The sequence below is a fragment of the Mycobacterium sp. 852002-51613_SCH5001154 genome, assembly GCF_001667425.1.
Classification (GTDB): Bacteria; Actinomycetota; Actinomycetes; order Mycobacteriales; family Mycobacteriaceae; genus Mycobacterium.
The window spans coordinates 215834-232682 of record NZ_LZII01000005.1; the positions used below are offsets into that span (position 1 = coordinate 215834).

Genomic DNA, 16849 nt, shown 5'->3' on the forward strand with positions numbered 1-16849 from the left:
TGCGGCATCACCCCGCCCTTGCCGCAAGCCCCCCGGTGCGCTATACGTTGAGAGTGGGAGGGCAATAATTCACGTACGGTCGCGTAGCGCGTCGATCGCTCGGTAGATCCGCTGCTCGCTAACCGGCCGCGGGGTGCCCAGCTGCTGGGCCCAAAGGCTCACCCGTAATTCCTCGATCTGCCACCCAAGTTCGCGGACGTCGGACGCCGCCTGCCGCGCTGGTGGCAGCGACTGTGTCAGATCGTCGTAGGCGCGCTGCACGGCGCGCACCCGCTGCATTCGCTCCCGGTCCCCGTCGATCCCGTGCGGCAGCCTCTCGAGGCGCCGGCGGATTGCGCTCAGGTAGCGGATGAGATCGCCCAGGTGGGCAGTTCCGGTGGCGGCGACGAACCCCGGCACCAACAGTCGATCCAGCTGAGCGCGAACGTCGGCGATCGCCTCGGACTGCGCGGGCGGCGGCCGGCCGGGCAGGGCGAGTTGCACGTCCTGCGCGGCGTCCAACACTTGCTCCACGCGGGCCACGATGTCGGCGGTCGCGGACACGAGCGCCTCGCCCACCCGCTCGCGTAGCGCGGCGAACTCGTCGTGGGTCCACACCGGCCCGGGCGCCAGCGCGCCCGTCGCGGCATCGGCGCAGTCCTCGAGCAGCGCGGTCAGCGAGCCGTCCGGGTTCGCGCCGAGCGCCAGGCGGGTTCGTGAGCTCAGTTGTCGCTCAACCGCTTTGACCGGCGACGCCACGCTCAGCCCGACCAATCGCCGCATTCCCGGCCCCAGCGCGTTGTCCCGCTCCGCCTGCGTCGCAAAGACCCGCAGGTCGACCGCGCTGCCCGCGTCGACGAAGCCCGGAAAGCCGCGCACGGCGCGGCCGTCGACCGTTCGCTCGACGACACGCGGCAGCGCGTCGAGGTCGTCGGGCCAGGTGCGCAGGCCCGTCCGTTCCAGCCCGCCGGCGACCGCCCCCGCCACGGCCTGACGAGCGGGCGCGGCCAGCCGTAGTTGCAACGCGTCGAGGTCCTTTCCGCGGGCGACCTCGGTACCGTCGGGGGACTCGACGGCGAAGGTCACCCGCAGATGCGCCGGTAACTTGTCGAGGTCGAATGCTTCGACGGGCACCAGAATGCCGGTGCGACGGCGCAATTCGCGCTGCAGCGCCTCCAGCAACGACTCCTCCGCCGCGTCGATCCCCGTCAGCACGGCTCGGGCGGTGTCGGGGGCGGGAACGAAGTTGCGGCGCAAGTCTTTTGGCAGTGAGCGGATGAGCGCGGTCACCAGCTCCTCGCGCATCGCCGGCACCTGCCAGGCGAACTCGTCACCGCCCAACCGCGCGAGCACGTCGATCGGCACGTGCACCGTGACGCCGTCGTCGGGGGCACCCGGCTCGAACCGGTAGGTCAGCGGCAGCGTGACGTCGCCCGAATGCCAGGCGGTCGGCCGCTCGGCGTCGGCGGTGTCGGCGGTGCGCAACAGATCGTCCCGAGTGAAGGTCAGCAACTCCGGTGTCTTGTGTCGCTGCTTCTTCCACCACCCGTCGAAGTGCCGCGCGGAGACGACTTGGGCCGGAATGCGGGCATCGTAGAGCGCGTAGACCTCGTCGTCACCGACGAGGAGGTCGCGGCGGCGGGCACGCTCCTCCAGCTCCTCGAGGTCGGCGCGCAGCCGCGCGTTGTCGCGAAAGAAGTGGTGGCGGGTCTGCCAGTCGCCCTCCACCAGCGCGTGCCGGATGAACAACTCCCGCGCCACCGTCGGCTCCACCCCGGCGTAACCGACGCGGCGGCGCGCAACCAGCGGCAGGCCGTAGAGCGTCGCCCGCTCGTAGGCCATCACCTCGCCGCGCCTGGCGTCCCAGTGCGGTTCGCTGTAGGTGCGCTGCACGAGGTCGCCCGCGATCCGCTCGACCGCCTCGGGCTGGATGCGCGCGGCGGTGCGCCCGTACAGGCGGCTGGTTTCGACCAGCTCGGCCACGACCACCCAGCGGGGTGGGCTTTTGGTGAGCGCTGAGCCCGGTGCGAGGACGAAGTGCGAGTTGCGCGCGCCTAGAAACTCACGGCCGTATTCGCGTCCGCCCTCGCGGCGCATGCCTACGTGCGACAGCAGCCCGGCCAACAGCGCCGCGTGCACCTGCTCCGGGTCGGCGGGCGCATCGGATGCGGCACCTTCAACGATGCCCAGGTCGCGCGCGATGCCACGGAGTTGCCCGACCAGGTCCTGCCACTCGCGGATGCGCAGGTAGTGCAGAAACTCATCTCGGCACATGCGGCGAAATCCGTTGCCCGTCAGGGTATTCCGCTGTTCGCTTAGGTAGCGCCAGAGGTTGAGGTAGGTAAGGAAGTCGGAGTTCTCGTCGGCGAAGCGAGCATGCTTCTGACGGGCGGCCTCCTCGCGGTCGGTGGGCCGCTCCCGCGGGTCGTGGATGGTCAGCGCCGCGGCCAGCACCAGCACCTCCCGCACGCATCCCTCGGTGTGAGCCCGCAGGATCATCCGGCCCAGGCGGGGGTCGACCGGCAGGCGGGCCAGGCGGCGGCCGAGGTCGGTGATGGTGCCCTGGGCGTCGAAAGCTCCCAACTCCTGCAGCAGCTGCACGCCGTCGCGGACACTGCGCCGGTCCGGCGGGTCGAGAAATGGAAAGTTCTCCACCTCGCCGAGCCGCAGCGCGGCCATCTGCAACAGCACCGCGGCGAGGTTGGTCCGCAAGATCTCGGGCTCGGTGTAGCGCGGACGGGCCGCGAAGTCCTCCTCGGAGTACAGGCGGATGCACACGCCGGCCGCGACCCGGCCGCAGCGGCCCGCCCGTTGGGCGGCGGAGGCCTGCGAGATCGGTTCGATCGGCAGCCGTTGAACCTTCAAGCGGCGGCTGTAGCGCGAGATACGGGCGTTGCCGGGGTCGACGACGTAGCGAATACCCGGCACCGTCAGCGACGTCTCGGCGACGTTGGTTGCCAGCACGACCCGGCGCCCGGTGTGGGGCGCGAACACCTTCTGCTGCTCAGCGGTCGGCAACCGGGCGTACAGCGGAAGCACCTCGGTGTTTCTCAATCCGCCCAAAGCCTCGGCGGTATCCCGGATTTCGCGTTCGCCCGAGAGGAACACCAGGACGTCCCCGGCTTGTTCGGCCTCGAGCTCAGCGATCGCGTCGACGATCGCCTCGACCTCGTCACGGGTCTCGGTGCGCACGATCTCGTGATCTGGGTCGTCGGGATCATCCTCCCGGCCGCTTGACACGGGGAGTTCCAGCGGCCGGTAGCGGATCTCTACCGGGTGCGTCCGCCCGGACACTTCGAGGATCGGCGCACCGCCGAAGTGGTCCGCGAACCGTTGCGGCTCGATGGTCGCCGAGGTGACGATCACCTTCAGGTCGGGGCGGCGCGGCAGCAGCTCGCGCAGGTAACCCAGTAGGAAGTCGATGTTCAGGCTGCGCTCGTGGGCCTCGTCGAGGATCAGTGTGTCGTAGCGCAGCAGCCGGCGGTCCCGCTGAATCTCGGCGAGCAGGATGCCGTCGGTCATCAGCTTCACCAGGGTGCGGTCGCTGACCTGATCGGTGAACCGGACCGTGAAGCCGACGGTCTCGCCGAGCGGGCCGCCCAATTCGTCGGCGATGCGTTGCGCGACCGTGCGGGCGGCCAGCCTCCGGGGCTGGGTGTGCCCGATGGTTCCGCGGACGCCCCGGCCGGCGTCGAGACAGATCTTGGGCAGTTGGGTGGTCTTGCCCGAACCAGTTTCACCGGCGACGACGACGACCTGGTTGTCCCGAATCGCGTCGGCGATCTCCCGCCGCTGCGCGCTGACCGGGAGATCGGGATAGCTGATGGCCGGCACCGCGGCTTGCCGCGCGGCGACGAGCGCTTCGGCCTGCGTGATCTGCTCGGCGAGCTGCCGCAGCTGGTCGGGTTTGGCTCCGCGCAGATTCTTCAGGCGCCTGCCGAGGCGTGCGGCGTCGCGGGTTGTCAGACCGTCGAGTCGGGTGCGCAGTTCCGCGACGGACAGTTCGGCCACTCGGGCCAGGGTAGGCGTGCCCGCTCGCGGACATCATCGGGTCGGGCGACGGTGATTCGCGCGCAATCGGCCCGGGTAATCCACGGCGGCGTCCGGAATATCCGAAGCCGGCAGCGTTTTCGCGTCTCGCGCAGGCGGCCGACTACACCAATCCCCTGTGGCGGATCTCGTTGATGCGGGGCGCCATCCCGATCGCCGTCGAGCTGCTCACCGTCGTGGCGTTGGTTTACGCGATCGGATGGCGAGGGCGCCGCTGGCGGGTGTTGTCGGTGCCGGCGGGGGCGGTTATGGGCGTCCTGTTCGGCGCGCTCATTCACTGGCATTACGAAACGCTCGGTCTGGCCAGCGAGCCGGCGCCGTGGCCGATGTGGCTGTGGGTCTCGCTCACGGGATTCTCCGTGGTGATCGCGGTAGTCGGCTGGCATGGCGCCGGCTGGTGGCGGCGCAACGCCGCTGTGTTCGCGGCGTCGTTTTGCCTGCTGAGCACGGGATTGACGATCAACGGCTGGCTGGGTTACTTCCCCACTGTCTACGCCGCCTGGGGCCAACTGACCAATGCGCCGTTGCCGGGCCAAGCCGACTGGGATGCCGTTGCGGCGATGCGGCACAAAGGCGTCAAGCCGTCACGCGGCGTGGTCGTCGCGGTGGACTCCGGCGACCAAGCGTCGGGTTTTCGCCACCGCGGCGAATGGGTCTACCTGCCACCGGCCTGGTTCAGCAGCACACCACCAGCGCGGCTGCCGGCGGTGCTCATGCTCGGCGGGGAATTCAACACACCGGCCGACTGGATTCGCGCCGGCGAGGCCGTCAGCACCCTCGACGCCTTTGCCGCGACGCACGCCGGCAACGCGCCCATCGCCGTCTTCGCCGACGCGACCGGCGGATTCGGCGTCGACACCGAGTGTGTGAACGGGTCGCGCGGCAACGCCGCCGACCACCTGACCGCCGATGTCGTTCCCGCGATCAATGCCCAATTCGCGGCGGCGAGGTGGGGCGTCGTCGGCTTCTCCTCCGGCGGTACCTGCGCGGTCGATTTGGCCGTCATGCATCCCGGCACGTTCGGCGCCTTCGTCGACGTCGGCGGTGACCTCGCGCCCAACGCGGGCACGCGATCCCAAACCGTCGACCGGTTGTTTGGCGGCGACTCGGAGGCCTGGTCGTCGTTCGACCCCAGCACGGTCATCGCGCGCCACGGCGCCTACTCCGATCTGTCCGGTCTGTTCGCGGTTCCGGGTGGGCATGGCGGCCGGTCGCAGGCGGTCGGTCAGGCCGCCGCGGAATCGCTCTGCGGTCTCGGTGCCGCCCATGGCATCGACTGCAGCATCGTCGAACTGCCCGGGAAGCACGACTGGCCCTCTGCCGCAACAGCATTCGCCGCAACGCTGCCCTGGCTTGCCGGACGGCTGCAAACCCCAGGTGTCACCGCGACCTGCCGTACTTAGGGGGTCGGGCCGTGGGCCGTTCGCCGAGCGTGGGGCCGATGGACGAATTCGAGTCAGTTTTCATCCGTAGGGCCCACACTCGGCGCCCTAGGGTGAACCCATGAGTCTCGTCACGTATGAGCTGGACGACCACGTCGCTACCATCACCCTCAACCGCCCCGAGGCTCGTAACGCCATCAACGGGCCTCTCCGTCAAGACTTGAACGCGGCGTGGGAGCGGTTCCGCGACGACCTGGACGCGTGGGTCGCGATCCTGACCGCCAACGGCAGCGTCTACTGCGCCGGCGGCGACCTCAAGGACGGCGAGGGCTCGGTGGGCACCTTCGGCGGCACCTTCTGGGAGAAGCCGACGATCAACTCCTTCGAGTCGGGGATGGAGCTGTTCAAGCCGACCATCGCCGCCGTGCACGGGCCCTGCATCGGCTATGGAGTGACCGGCGCGCTCTTCTGCGACTTCGTCATCGCCAGCACCGAGGCGACGTTCTGTTTTCCCGAGGTGTCGATCGGCGTGCCCACCATCGTCGGGGCCATCCGGCTACCCCAGCGGGTGGGCTGGGCCCACGCCATGGAACTGCTCCTGACCGGCAAGCCCATGAGCGCCGTGCGGGCCAAGGAAATCGGTCTGGTGTGGAAGCTCGTCGAGCCGGACGACTTGCAGGCCGAGGCCCGGGCCTGGGCCCGGACCCTGACCGAGGCCGCTCCCCTGGCCCAGCGGGCGACCAAGGAAGTGGCGTGGCGGACGGCGGACATGGGCTGGATCGAGGCCGTTCGCTTCGGGGAGACCATGCGCAAGGTGGCCGGGGCGACCGAGGACGTCGCCGAGGGCCTCCGGGCGTGGGCCGAGAAGCGCAAGCCCCAGTGGCGCGGCCGCTAGGAATGGGTGGGCGATTGCGTGCCGAGCTGGGCCGGGTCCGTGACGGCGGCGGGCCCGGCGCCGACTATGCCGAGATCGCGCTCGGGGACGGGCCGATCAGGCGGCGACTCGAATCGTCGATCCGCGCGCTGGCCGAGCACCGCGGCTCGCGGAGCAGCATCTGCCCGTCGGACGCGGCCCGGGCCGTGGGTGGCGAGAACTGGCGCGCGCTGATGCCCGAAGCACGCGACGTCGCGCGGCAGCTCGCCAGATCGGGCGACGTGGAGATCACGCAGCGCGGCTCCGCTGTCGATCCCGAGGGCGACTGGACCGGCCCCATTCGCATCCGGACTACCGCCGACTGAGAGCTTCCGTTGCGCCGCAATATGATTCGGCTGTATGCGTTCGCTTCCCCGACCCAGCGTCAACCGGCAGGACCGCCGCGGTCGATGATGTGACAGGATTTCGGCATGAGTGCACGCAGATTTGGTCGCATAGTTGGTGTGTCGGTGGCGACGACCTGGGCTGCGCTGAGCATCCCCGTCTGGGACTCGTCAGCCCTGCCCTCCGCTGCCGCCGACGCATGCTCCGACGTCTCGGTGGTGTTCGCCCGCGGCACTCATCAGGAGCCCGGTCTGGGCAACATCGGGCAGGCGTTCGTGGACTCGCTCACCTCGCAGCTCGGAGGCAAGTCCGTCGACGTCTACGCCGTCAACTACCCGGCCAACGACGACTACCACAACAGCGCCAACGCCGGATCCAATGACGCAAGCACACATATTCAAGACACGGTGGCCAGCTGCCCGAACTCGAGGATCGTCCTCGGCGGATACTCGCAGGGCTCGACGGTGATCGATCTGGCGACCAACGCGATGGCGCCCTCGGTCGCCGACCACGTCGCCGCGGTGGCCCTCTTCGGCGAGCCCAGCAGCGGATTCTCATCCATGTTGTGGGGCGGACAACCGCTACCGACGATCAACCCGGCGTACGGATCCAAGACCATCAGCCTGTGCGCCCCCGACGACCCGATCTGCTCCGGAGGCGGCAACATCATGGCGCACGTCTCCTATATCGACGCCGGAATGACCGCCCAGGCCGCGACGTTCGCGGCCAACAAGATCAACCAGGGGCCGGCGCCGCGCGTCTGAGGCGCGCGGCCGTCAGTCGTTCGCGCGTTCTTCTTGCCGCTGCCGCTTCTCGGCGGCCGCCAGTTGCGCGACGCGGTCCGCCTCGGAGCGCTTTTCGGCGGCGTCGCCCAGCTTGTCCTCGGCCTCGTCGATCTTCGCCGCCGCGGCCTTGGAGGCGGCCTTCTCGGCGGCCTGAGTCCTGGTCTCCACCTGGCGTTTGGCCGACTCGACCGTCCGCTTCTGCCTCTCCGCCGCCTCGTCGGCGCGCCGCTTCGCCGCGGCGCTCTGCTGCTGGGCCGATTGCGCGGCTTCGCGTTTGCGTTGCTCGGCGGCGTTGCGGGCCTCGGTGATCTCCTGCTGCGTGGCCGCCTGCGCTTCCTGCCGGTCCGCGATCGCCTCGTCGCGGGCGCCCTTCAGCTTCGCGTCGGCCTGCTCCTTCCTGGCTACGGCCTTCGCGTCCAGCTGCGCCGCGCGGCCCAGCGCGTCGCTGCGTTCAACGAGTGCCGTCCCCCGCTCGACCAGCTTCGGATCATCGAGCACATTGCCGACCGTGGTGTCCAGCATGCCGAGCGAGCGCTCGAACAGCAGCCGCGCGGGCGCTTCGGTCGGGATTCGGGTGACAACCCGATCCTCGATGACCTGCAATGGGAAACGGGCCAGCTGGTAGTGGAACCGCAGAACGGCGAACGGGACTTCGGATATTCTCATCAACTTCTCCTGTGTGTGACCCGCCGTCAGGGCAGGTCGGCTTCGTCGGTGACGTTCTGGGCTTGACGTCGCAGGCGGTCGGCCTCCGACGCCTCGTTGTGCGCCACCTGGACCGAGGTCTGGTGCTCGGCGACGGCGTCGATGATGTCCTCCGACGCTTCACGGATCTCGGCGCGCTCTTCGGCTTTCGCTCGCTGCGCTTCACGCTGCGCGTCCAGCTCGGCCTGGGTCTTCTCGGCGGTCGCCCGCTGCCGCGCGGCCTCCTCGGCGGCCCGTTTCTGAGCCGCCTCCTGGGCTTCGATCGATTCTTCGGCGGCGACGGCTTGCGCGTTCGCCGCGACCCGCTGTTGGGCGCCCTGGACCCTGGCTTCGGCCGCGGCGTCCTGCGCCTGCTTGGCCTGCGCCTCGGCGACGGCCTCCATCGCGTTCGCTTCCTTGCGCTCGTGCGCCTGGGTCTGCTCGAGTTGCCCCTCGGCGGTCAGCGATTCGTTGCCGGTAACAGCCCCGAACACCTCTTTGGCTTTGCCTTTCACCGAATCGATCAGGCCCCGCCGGGCCTCGTCGGCTTTGTTCTGCTCGCTCATCGAAAATCTCCTTGCGGCGGTTAGCCAAGAATTGCGTTCGCTCGTGTACGCCCAGTGATTCCACCGATGAGGGCGATCAAACCCGCATGTGACCTGCGTCACCCACGCGTCGGACCGGATCGATGTACCGGGGGTGAATCAATTCGCCAGCGCTGCAGAGTAATTCGCGTGCAATGCGGTCGTCGAGGATGGGCGACTGTCATCGTGACACCGGCGCGGCCGCGCCATCGGCTACCGTCGACCGTATGTCCAAAGCCTCCGGCAACGACCTCATCGACGACGTCACCCCTGGCGACATCATCGCCGTCGACCGTGGCTCGGGCGAACAGCCCTACAAGGTGGTGTTCAAAGACTCCACCGACACCGGTTACACCGTCACCTTCCAGGACGACGACGGGGAGACCTTCCAGCTCGACCTGCCCGCCGGCACCACGGTGAGCAGGTCGCTGGAGTCGAAGTGGGAATCCGCACAAAGCCCCACTCCGCACGCGGAATCCTAGACACCGGCTTCCAGCCGCCTGATGCCGCTCATTTGCCGGGCGGACGCTGGCTGATCGGGCCGTAATCGCAGCACCCCGTTTGGGCGCGTTCTGGGCGGGAATGCAACGGCGCAATGGCGTGCGCGGGTGGCGAAGCGACCCGGGACGGACGCCGGCGCGAGCGAGACACCGAAAGCCCAGGAAAGGACGGGCGTCAGCGATGACAGCACAACCCCCTAATCCCGACCCGGTGCAAACGCCCGGGCTCGAGGCCGGTGGCGGCGTCCCCCCGGGATCCACTCCCCCCGCGGCACCGCAGACGTCGGGCGTGGGCGAGCGCCAACCGCCGGCGACCGGGCGATTCACCCCCAGCTCCGTACTCACGGTGACCGCCGTTTGCGTCTTCGTCGTGGTCTTCCTCGCGGTAGCGGTGCTGCTCGTCATGAAAATGGTTGGGGCGACTTAGGATGACCGTCACCGCTGACGATGTCCGGCGGCTACTCGACTGCCAGGATGAGCACGCCGCGCTGGTCGCGATCGAGGGCCGCATCGACGTCGCCTCGCCGGCAGAGTTGGATGCACCGGATTACCGTGGCGCACTGCAGATCGCGACGCGCCGAGAGGTGCTGGACCGGGCCGGGGGCAGGCAGCTGTCGGAACGTGAGCTGGCCGAACAGGCCGAGGAGCTCGACACTGCGCTCCGCAACTTGGGTGCCTGATATCCCTGCGCTGCGACCGCTGCGCAGCGAATCTCCGTGATCTTTCGTAGCCGACAGCCGCGGCGAAGTAGTCTGCCCGCAAGGGGGCTGGTAGCCGACGGGCGGAAGGTCGGAGTATGCGGCTGGTCGTCGATCTCAACAAGTGTCAGGGCTACGCGCAGTGTGTCCCTCTGGCGCCCGACGTGCTGCGGCTTGTCGGCGAAGAAGCGTTAGCGTACGACCCCAACCCGGACGATTCCCAGCGTCTGCGCGTATTGCGCGCGGCGGCCTCCTGCCCGGTGCAGGCGATCATCCTCGAAGTGGATCCGCCCGCCGACCGGGACACCCCGTGAGCACCGCTTCCCTCGTCGGCCAGCTCGTCGAATCGTTCAAGTCCGACGGCCGAATCGTCATCGTCGGCGCCTCACTGGCCGGCCTGCGCGCCGCGGAAACGCTGCGGCACAAAGGGTTTCGCGGCTCGCTCACCATCGTCGGTGATGAGCCGCACGAGCCCTACGATCGGCCGCCCCTGTCCAAGCAGGTATTGAAGGGTTGGGTGCCCGCCGACCACACGAAGCTGCCCCGCCTGCAACCCGTCGACGCGGACTGGCGACTGGGCGTCGCGGCGGTGGGATTGGACCGGTCCAACCGTCAAGTGTTGCTGGCCAACGGCGAGAGGCTCGACTACGACCGGCTGCTGATCGCCACCGGGACCAGGGCCCGCCCGTGGTTCAATTCGGATGAGGCCGCCCTGGCCGGGTTATTCACGGTGCGCACGTGTGACGATGCCGCGAGATTGGCCGCCGCGCTGAAGGACCGACCCCGCCGGGTCCTCATCGTCGGGTCCGGTTTCGTGGGTTCCGAGATCGCGTCGGTGTGCCGGGACCTCGGCCTGCCGGTGACCGTCGCCGAACGTGGCAAGGCTCCGCTGGTCGGCGCGCTCGGCGGCGTGATCGGCGATATCGCCGCACGGATGCAGATCGAGGCCGGCGTCGACCTGCGTACCGGTGTGGCGGTCGACGGCCTCGACGGCGACGCCGACGGCCGCGTCCGCGCCGCCCGCCTTTCGGATGGCACCGTGCTCGACGTCGATGTGGTGGTCGCCTCGCTGGGCTCGATCCGCAACGTGGAATGGCTGGACGGCGCTCAGCTGGCGAGTGGGTTCTGGGGAGTGGCGTGTGACGCCGGCTGCCGCGCCTTCGACATCAATGGCGTGGTGACCGACAACATCTTCGTCGCCGGCGACGTGGCCCGCGCCCCGCACGTCCTCTACGAATACCAGTTCATGTCCCAAGAGCATTGGGACAATGCCGCTTTCGGCGCCGAGGTGGCGGCCAACAATATGATCAGCCTCGAGCTGGGGCGTCGACCGCACCTGCCGCTGCCCTCTTTCTGGTCCGGCCAGTTCGGCGTGAACATCAAGAGCGTCGGGGTGTGTTCGTTCGGCGACGAGATCGTCTTCACCCAAGGTTCGATCACGGAACGCCGCTTCGCGGCCGCCTACGGCTACCGGGGCCGAATCGTGGGGGCGGTGACGTTCAACCATGGCAAGTGGTTGCCGTATTACGCCTCCCTCATCGAGCGGTCGGCGCCCTTCCCCCCGCCCCCGCCGGGATACGACCGTCCGGTCATCTTCGAGCCGATGCCGGCCCGGTTCCCCGATCCCCGCGAACCGACCGCCATGCCCGACGTGGTGCTGACCGGACACGACCCGACCTCACGTGGCGCCGAATTCCGGCCCCGGGTCCGCTGACGGTAGGAGACGACGATGGACGCCGCAACCGCTTGGGCCGAAGCGATGAAGTTCGGGAACCGCCCGAACCCCTACCCGTATTTCGAGGAGCTGCGCAGGACGCCGGTGGCCAAGGTCGCCGACAACACCTACGTCGTCACCGGCTATCCGGAGTTGCTTGCGCTGGCCCACGACCCGCGGATCAGCTCCGACATCAGCCGAAGCCCAGCAGGCCTCGGCGGCGGCAAAAGCGAGCCCGAACCCGGCGGCGAGCACATGCAGGCCTACGGGCGCGAGGCCAGCATCATCGTCACCGACCCGCCCGACCACGACCGCGCCCGCCGCCAGGTGATGCGCCACTTCGGCCCGCCGCACTCCCCCGACCTAATCCCGAGCATGGAGCCGTTCGTCGTGCGACTGGCCGGTGACCTGCTTGACAGGGTCAGGGCCCGCGGCGGCACCCGCCTGGACGTCGTGGAGGACTTCGCGTACCCGATCCCCGTGGCGGTCATCTGCAAGATCCTGGGCGTGCCAGTCGAACACGAGCAGATGTTCCACGCATGGATCTTCGACTTCATGATGGGCACGGACCTGGGGCCCGAGGGTGATACCGACGAGGGGCGCGCCCTGGCCGAGAAGGGCCGCGCAAGCACCGCGGCGTTGCTTGACTACCTCGGTGGCCTCGTGGACGGGTACGCGAAGGCCCCCGGCGACGGGCTGCTGTCCAAGCTGCTGCATGACGACGGACCCGACGGGCCCATGTCGATCAAGCAGGCCACGTCCAACGCCATGCTCTTGCTGGTCGCGGGCCACGACTCCACCGTCAACACCATCACCAACTGCGTGATGACACTGCTGCGCAACCCCGGCTCATGGGATCTGATGCGCGACCGACCCGAGTTGATCCCGCGCACTATCGAGGAAGTGCAGCGGCTGCAGTCAGCGGTGCAGTTCTTCCCCAGCCGCAGCGCCACCGCTGACATCGAGGTCGGCGGAACCGTGATCCCGGCGGGGTCGGCGGTGCACCTCGTTTACGCGGCGGCCAACCGGGACCCGCGCCGGTTCGAGAGTCCCGATCGCTTCGACCCGCTCCGCGACGACAACGAGCACTTCGGTTGGGGCAGCGGCATCCACACCTGCATGGGTGGGCCGTTGGCCCGCCTGGAGGTCAACCTGGCCCTCGAGACGTTCCTACGGCGCGTCGATTCTCCGGAGTTGGTGGTCGACCCGCCGCCCTACCGGCACAATCAGGTGTTCCGCGGGCCGCGCCATCTCTGGGTGGATTTCGCGGCGATCGCCGATTGAGCCCTCACCGACCGAGGGTGACGCGGTCACCCACGCGAATGACGCCTTCTGTCACCACCGCGAGATAAGCGCCCGCGCACGGCTGAGCACCGTGACCGCCTGTGTCCCAACGGTTCTCGGCTGCGGGGGTGCGGAGCGCCTGCGGAGCCCGCGGCAGTGGGCCGTGTTCGAGCGTCGGCACGACGCACCGTGATGTGGCGGTCAGCACCCGCAGACGCGCGTCGCCGACGGCGATTTCCCCGCCGACCCAATCGTTTTCGCCGTAGGGCGGGTAGCCCGGCGGCGTCGTGATCACCAGGTTGGGCCGGTACCGTAGCGCCTCGACGCCGATGTGCTCGAGCGTGGCGGTGGTGATCGCGTGCAGTGGCGCCTCGTCGGTGAACGCGTCGCCCGGGGTCGCCTTTGCGATCTCGAGAATGCGGCCGCTGACCTCGGCGTCCAAGCCCAGCTCGAGCAACTTCTCCGGGTCCGGGCGAACCAGCGTGGCACCCTCTGGGCGCTGGGCGATCAATCGAACCGGTCGCCCCATCAGCCGCGAAAGCAGATCGTCGATGCCCGGGTCGTCGGCCGTCACACTGGTGCCGTCGGGCAGCCCGATGCTCACCCGACCGGCGTCTGCATTCGCGGTGCACTTCAGCAGACCTCGCCACAACCGGGCGTTCTTGGCACTGGCTACATGCCCGGTCGTGGCGTCGAGCAACGCCAGCCGCCGGTCGCTTTCGGCGCCGTGCTCGTCGACGAACATGCTGGGCACGGCTTCCCCGAGCATCGACTTCACCGGGTAGCGGAGCAGGCTGTGCACCTGCATGTCCACCGCGGCGAAATCTGAAAAGGCCGTCGATTCCTCCACTGCTCATCCCCACTCGGCGAGACCGCACCAACTATCCCGCAAAGCGTATGCGGGAGGGGCGCGAAAACCGATGGTGGGTCAGGGAGCGGTCAGCCCGGGCAGTAGGTCGACTCCGCCGCACTGACCCAGCCGGTCATATCCGCGAACGAGAAGCCCTTCGAGCTCATGCTGGAGTGCAAATCGGCGGCGATCGCATCGGGAGTTTTTCCCGCCATCCGGTCGGCGCAGACCGCGTGTCCCATTGCGATCATGTCGGAGTCACTCCCCGACGGCCAGCTGAATCCCAGGTTGTGCAGTTTTGCGATGTACGCGTCGTCCGTGCTGTCGGCCGAGGCAATCGCGGTGGTTGCGGTGAGGGCAGCGCCAACCATGACGGGAATTGTCAGTTTGGCCAGCCAACGCGGTGCAAGCATTTCGTGCCCTTCTTTTCTTGTCGGTGTCGAGGTGGGGCCAGTATATGAGTGAGCGATGCCGCGAATATTAAAACTAGGAAAATTGCTGCGGTCTGTGGTAATCGGCGGCGGGGATCCATTTCCGCGAGGTCGATGTGAGTATTGATCGCACCCGCAGGGCCGGCCCGTCTGCCCGGGAAAGCCGGCACTCAGCCAGGACTCGCGGTGACCACAATCGATTCCTGTCCGGTTTGCCAGCCGGTCACGAAGGTCGGGATGGTGACCTGTTCGTCGGGGTGATCGGCGCCGGGGTCGTTGAGGTGGACGATCTCCCTATTGGTATCGATACCGGTGACGACCAGGAAGTGATCGGCCTTGGTCCGCTGATCGCTGGTGTTCCAGATGACGGCGGAGTTGACCCAGGCGATCACTTTGCGATTACCGGCGAGGTACCGCTCCAATGCAGGCATACCGGTCTGTTCCGGATGGGCCGCGTAAGTCACCTCCGATTTGATGCCGTAGTGGTCGAGTAGCACTACCGCATCGGCCATTTCGATGCCGCCGTCGCCGTTGGCGTGGCTCGGGTCGTCGCGCGGTGCGTAGATGGGCCCCGGATTGGTTTGTGAGGGCGTCGACTCCGCCAGCTTGATCATCTGCTGTTCCGTAGGTGCGTGGCCGGTGATCTCGCCGACCACGTCGGCCACCGAGATCAGCCCGCAGTTGTCCTCCAGGGACTGTGGCTGCCAATACTTTGCGGCCGCGACGGGATCGCCGTAGATGCCGTCTTCGATCGGCGGATGCGCGCCGGCCGCCTGCGTCGGCGTGGGGTTGCTGGGGGCGCTGCTGACGATTGCCGACGACGCGTTCGCCTGCGGCGCCGACGGCGGCGCCGGGCGGCACGATGAAACCAGGCAAACACCGACGACGCCGACGCATGCGGCCACCAGTGCGGCCCGGGGCATGGACGCCGTCGTGGAAGTGAACATGGGCGCTCGCGAAGTTCGATCAAAAAAGCTTGGCAGCGTGCAAACGGTAACACTTCCGCTCGCCCTTATAGGCGACTAATGCCGCGCCGCTACGTACTCAGCAATTCAAAGGTTTCGGTCGATATCAATCGCGAAATGTCGCCCCAACATACAAAAATCATACGAAACAATTGCCTGCGACATCTGTCGATATTGGACGCCTTTCTGAGAGCGCCAGTGAACGGAATGCGATCAGCTATCTCCATTTTCTGGGAGTCAGTGTGGGAGCAGGCGTTGCTTTTGCTCGTTGAATTCGTCCTCAGTGATGATTCCCGCGTCGCGCAGGGATGCCAGCTCGCGCAGCTCGGCGGCGATGCTGGTGATCGGGCCACCCGCCGGAACCTGCGGCGCCGCGGTGCCATCCTGCGTCGCCTTTTGCGTTGCGGCCCTGAGCCGTTCCGCGCGGCCGGCAACGCCCGCGCCTGCCGTACCGGCCATGGCGCGCCCGGCCATGCTCGCCGCGGCCATTTCCCCGAACAGGCTTCCGGAGCCGCTGGACGAGGCCTGCGCGGCGGCGCCGACCGTGGTGGCGGGCAAGGCCAGGGCGGCGGGGCGTACCGCAGGGGCGGCCGCCGCCCAGCCAGGCGGAACCGACAAACCGCCGACCGTGTTCGCCTGGCCCAGGCTCGCCGTCGCGGCCGACCCGCCCGCCAGGTTGGTGATCACCGGGAAGGGCGTGGGGGGCACGGGCGCCGACCCGGGCCAGGCCTGGATGCCCGCCCAACCGCTGACAATGTCATCGGTGTGGAAACCGGTCAGGGCGCCGGAAACGTCGTAGGGCAGCGCAACGACGGCGGCGGCGAGCCCCGCCGTCCCGACTTCTGGGTCGACGAACACCGCGCTCAGGTCGGCGGCCAGGCCCAGCAGGTCGCGTCCGCCGAAGCCAAGGTCGAGGGGGCTTGCGAGGTTGAGCAGCGCGTCGGGCGTCGCGTTGAAGGCCTGCTGGGTCGGCGAGAGGGCGCTTTGCACCTTGCCGGCCGAGGTGGTGGCGGCCTGGTTCAGGGCGGCCGCTTGCCGTACCGACCCGCCCGAATCACTGCTCTCTTGCGGCGAGGCGAACGGTGTCAGCCGTGCCGCCGCCGCCGACGACGCCGCGTAGCCGTACATGGCCCCGGCATCCTGGGCCCACATCTCCGAGTACTGCGCCTCGGTGGTCGCGATCGCCGGCGTGTTCTGCCCCAGGATGTTCGTCGCGATCAGGGACATCAGGAGGCTGCGGTTGGCCGCGATGACGGGCGGCGGTACGGACTCCGCGAACGCCGCCTCGTAGGCTGCGGCCGCGGCTTTGGCCTGGCCGGCGGTCTGTTCGGCCTGCGCGGCGGCGGTCCGTGTCCACGCGACGTACTCGGCGGCCGCGGCCGACATCGCCGCCGCCGATGGCCCCAGCCAGGGCCCGCCCGTCAACGCCGTCACCTCCGCCTGATACGAGTCCGCCGCTGAATGCAACGCGACGGCCAGCGCGTCCCAGGCCATCGCGGCGGCCAGCATCGGCGCCGCCCCTGGCCCGGTATACATCCGCCCGGAGTTGATCTCCGGAGGTAGTGCTGCGAAATCCATGAGTCGTCTCCTCGGACGGTTCAACGGTGGCCACAGTGTTAACGGCTCGTTGCTGGCCGTAGTGGGATTGCCCAACGGACAGCAAACAAATCTCGATCCTTTAAGTA

17 protein-coding genes are annotated in these 16849 nt (G+C 68.5%); 10 read left to right on the forward strand and 7 right to left on the reverse strand.

The annotated features are described in order from the left end of the window. Positions 1-69: 69 nt before the first annotated feature. The gene (gene hrpA, locus A5750_RS01445) at positions 70-3990 is read right to left on the reverse strand and encodes an ATP-dependent RNA helicase HrpA (RefSeq protein ID WP_066948577.1); all 3921 of its coding nucleotides are present in this window, start codon (positions 3988-3990) and stop codon (positions 70-72) included. Positions 3991-4163: 173 nt separating this feature from the next. Here hrpA and A5750_RS01450 point away from each other — a divergent pair, with 173 nt between their 5' ends. The 4 genes from A5750_RS01450 to A5750_RS01465 all read left to right on the forward strand — a co-directional run bounded on the left by A5750_RS01450 (position 4164) and on the right by A5750_RS01465 (position 7433). Then, positions 4164-5432: an alpha/beta hydrolase family protein gene (locus tag A5750_RS01450; protein WP_066948573.1), complete on the forward strand. Its 1269-nt coding sequence runs from the start codon at positions 4164-4166 to the stop codon at positions 5430-5432. A gap of 100 nt (positions 5433-5532) precedes the next feature. Further along, positions 5533-6306: an enoyl-CoA hydratase/isomerase family protein gene (locus A5750_RS01455; RefSeq protein ID WP_066948570.1), complete on the forward strand. Its 774-nt coding sequence runs from the start codon at positions 5533-5535 to the stop codon at positions 6304-6306. Positions 6307-6320: 14 nt separating this feature from the next. Further along, a complete protein-coding gene (locus A5750_RS01460) occupies positions 6321-6650 on the forward strand; it encodes a DUF3253 domain-containing protein (protein ID WP_231989090.1) in 330 nt (109 codons plus the stop codon). Positions 6651-6755: 105 nt separating this feature from the next. Continuing rightward, positions 6756-7433, forward strand: a complete 678-nt coding sequence (locus tag A5750_RS01465) for a cutinase family protein (RefSeq protein WP_066948567.1) — start codon at positions 6756-6758, stop codon at positions 7431-7433. Between the two features lie 12 nt (positions 7434-7445). Here A5750_RS01465 and A5750_RS01470 read toward each other — a convergent pair whose 3' ends face one another. Both A5750_RS01470 and A5750_RS01475 read right to left on the reverse strand, forming a co-directional pair. Then, positions 7446-8120 (reverse strand): IF2 family translation initiation factor, encoded by a 675-nt coding sequence (locus tag A5750_RS01470; RefSeq protein WP_066948564.1) that lies wholly within the window; start codon positions 8118-8120, stop codon positions 7446-7448. 26 nt (positions 8121-8146) lie between these two features. Then, complete coding sequence (locus A5750_RS01475) at positions 8147-8704, reverse strand: CsbD family protein (RefSeq protein ID WP_066948561.1); 558 nt, start codon at positions 8702-8704, stop codon at positions 8147-8149. A gap of 245 nt (positions 8705-8949) precedes the next feature. Between A5750_RS01475 and A5750_RS01480 the strand changes: the two genes are divergently transcribed. The 6 genes from A5750_RS01480 (at position 8950) to A5750_RS01500 (ending at position 12918) form a co-directional block, all read left to right on the forward strand. Beyond that, positions 8950-9204 carry a hypothetical protein gene (locus A5750_RS01480; protein WP_066948558.1) on the forward strand — a complete coding sequence of 85 codons (255 nt, stop codon included), beginning with the start codon at positions 8950-8952 and terminating at the stop codon, positions 9202-9204. Positions 9205-9403: 199 nt separating this feature from the next. Next, positions 9404-9649, forward strand: a complete 246-nt coding sequence (locus A5750_RS25095; protein WP_082948147.1) for a DUF6480 family protein — start codon at positions 9404-9406, stop codon at positions 9647-9649. Between the two features lies 1 nt (position 9650). Continuing rightward, a complete protein-coding gene (locus tag A5750_RS01485; RefSeq protein ID WP_066948550.1) occupies positions 9651-9902 on the forward strand; it encodes a hypothetical protein in 252 nt (83 codons plus the stop codon). 116 nt (positions 9903-10018) lie between these two features. Continuing rightward, on the forward strand, positions 10019-10234 hold the full coding sequence (locus A5750_RS01490) for a ferredoxin (protein WP_066948546.1): 216 nt from the start codon (positions 10019-10021) through the stop codon (positions 10232-10234). Then, positions 10231-11634 (forward strand): NAD(P)/FAD-dependent oxidoreductase, encoded by a 1404-nt coding sequence (locus A5750_RS01495; protein ID WP_067260791.1) that lies wholly within the window; start codon positions 10231-10233, stop codon positions 11632-11634. The genes A5750_RS01490 and A5750_RS01495 overlap by 4 nt, the downstream gene beginning before the upstream one ends. 15 nt (positions 11635-11649) lie before the next feature. Next, positions 11650-12918, forward strand: coding sequence for a cytochrome P450 (locus A5750_RS01500; protein WP_066956740.1), 1269 nt, complete (start codon positions 11650-11652; stop codon positions 12916-12918). A 4-nt stretch (positions 12919-12922) separates the two neighbouring features. Here A5750_RS01500 and A5750_RS01505 read toward each other — a convergent pair whose 3' ends face one another. The 4 genes from A5750_RS01505 to A5750_RS01520 form a co-directional block, all read right to left on the reverse strand. Further along, on the reverse strand, positions 12923-13726 hold the full coding sequence (locus A5750_RS01505) for an MOSC domain-containing protein (protein WP_156659728.1): 804 nt from the start codon (positions 13724-13726) through the stop codon (positions 12923-12925). 131 nt (positions 13727-13857) lie between these two features. Then, on the reverse strand, positions 13858-14139 hold the full coding sequence (locus tag A5750_RS01510; RefSeq protein WP_231989091.1) for a DUF732 domain-containing protein: 282 nt from the start codon (positions 14137-14139) through the stop codon (positions 13858-13860). A 230-nt stretch (positions 14140-14369) separates the two neighbouring features. Next, on the reverse strand, positions 14370-15146 hold the full coding sequence (locus A5750_RS01515) for a C39 family peptidase (protein WP_066956733.1): 777 nt from the start codon (positions 15144-15146) through the stop codon (positions 14370-14372). Between the two features lie 255 nt (positions 15147-15401). Then, positions 15402-16742 (reverse strand): PPE domain-containing protein, encoded by a 1341-nt coding sequence (locus tag A5750_RS01520; RefSeq protein ID WP_066956729.1) that lies wholly within the window; start codon positions 16740-16742, stop codon positions 15402-15404. Between the last annotated feature and the right edge of the window lie 107 nt (positions 16743-16849).

What these genes read in the sequence shown, in the direction of transcription:
- A5750_RS01520 (WP_066956729.1), bottom strand. Translation starts at nt 16,742, where the DNA reads ATGGATTTCGCAGCACTACCTCCGGAGATCAACTCCGGGCGGATGTAT.
- A5750_RS01510 (WP_231989091.1), bottom strand. Translation starts at nt 14,139, where the DNA reads ATGGTTGGCGCTGCCCTCACCGCAACCACCGCGATTGCCTCGGCCGAC.
- A5750_RS01465 (WP_066948567.1), top strand. Translation starts at nt 6,756, where the DNA reads ATGAGTGCACGCAGATTTGGTCGCATAGTTGGTGTGTCGGTGGCGACG.
- A5750_RS01500 (WP_066956740.1), top strand. Translation starts at nt 11,650, where the DNA reads ATGGACGCCGCAACCGCTTGGGCCGAAGCGATGAAGTTCGGGAACCGC.
- A5750_RS25095 (WP_082948147.1), top strand. Translation starts at nt 9,404, where the DNA reads ATGACAGCACAACCCCCTAATCCCGACCCGGTGCAAACGCCCGGGCTC.
- A5750_RS01485 (WP_066948550.1), top strand. Translation starts at nt 9,651, where the DNA reads ATGACCGTCACCGCTGACGATGTCCGGCGGCTACTCGACTGCCAGGAT.
- A5750_RS01475 (WP_066948561.1), bottom strand. Translation starts at nt 8,704, where the DNA reads ATGAGCGAGCAGAACAAAGCCGACGAGGCCCGGCGGGGCCTGATCGAT.
- A5750_RS01470 (WP_066948564.1), bottom strand. Translation starts at nt 8,120, where the DNA reads ATGAGAATATCCGAAGTCCCGTTCGCCGTTCTGCGGTTCCACTACCAG.
- A5750_RS01480 (WP_066948558.1), top strand. Translation starts at nt 8,950, where the DNA reads ATGTCCAAAGCCTCCGGCAACGACCTCATCGACGACGTCACCCCTGGC.
- A5750_RS01490 (WP_066948546.1), top strand. Translation starts at nt 10,019, where the DNA reads ATGCGGCTGGTCGTCGATCTCAACAAGTGTCAGGGCTACGCGCAGTGT.
- A5750_RS01450 (WP_066948573.1), top strand. Translation starts at nt 4,164, where the DNA reads ATGCGGGGCGCCATCCCGATCGCCGTCGAGCTGCTCACCGTCGTGGCG.
- A5750_RS01455 (WP_066948570.1), top strand. Translation starts at nt 5,533, where the DNA reads ATGAGTCTCGTCACGTATGAGCTGGACGACCACGTCGCTACCATCACC.
- A5750_RS01515 (WP_066956733.1), bottom strand. Translation starts at nt 15,146, where the DNA reads ATGTTCACTTCCACGACGGCGTCCATGCCCCGGGCCGCACTGGTGGCC.
- A5750_RS01505 (WP_156659728.1), bottom strand. Translation starts at nt 13,726, where the DNA reads ATGCAGGTGCACAGCCTGCTCCGCTACCCGGTGAAGTCGATGCTCGGG.